Source organism: Micromonospora sp. ATLC16, assembly GCF_057196645.1.
Map to the genome: position 1 here is coordinate 1 of NZ_JBXUOW010000184.1, position 494 is coordinate 494.

A 494-nucleotide genomic window follows, 5' to 3' on the forward strand; every position below is an offset into this window, starting at 1 on the left:
GACGCGATCATTACCGTCCGTAGCCTGATCAGGCGAGCATGGACCACCTACCGGTGGGACACTCGCCCCACCCGCCGCCGATGATCACCACCAATCTGCGCGACCCCTTAGTCGAGTGGAAAGCGCCGATCGTGAAGTAGCCCTCCATGTCGACCAGGTCGCGGGCCGGATGGGCCAGCGCGGACAGCTCCCTGTTGTAGGTGGCGCGCGGGTTAATCCGATATCCACCCTGCGGGTTCCGGGCCACCACACCCGGGACCCTCCAGACGTCCGTACCGGCGAGCACGGCATCGACGAAGGCGGGGAAGGCCTCGTCGGCCTCGCCCCAGATCGCGTAGTCGATGTTCGGGTCGTCCAGGTCGTCGATCCCCGCCGGCAGGCCGGGAGGGTCATTCAAAACCCGGTAGCGCGGTTCTGAAGATCTCCAGGGCAGTGACGGTACGTAACACGTCGGGGAAGCCCGTCATGATCCGGTGGTAGCCGGTCTTGAGGAT

General features: G+C 65.4%; 1 protein-coding gene. It reads right to left on the minus strand.

What is annotated here, in order from left to right; genetic code table 11:
- Window positions 1-28 precede the first annotated feature (28 nt).
- The gene (locus AC2CHE_RS26975) at window positions 29-397 is read right to left on the minus strand and encodes a hypothetical protein (protein WP_484507629.1); all 369 of its coding nucleotides are present in this window, start codon (window positions 395-397) and stop codon (window positions 29-31) included.
- Window positions 398-494: the final 97 nt, after the last annotated feature.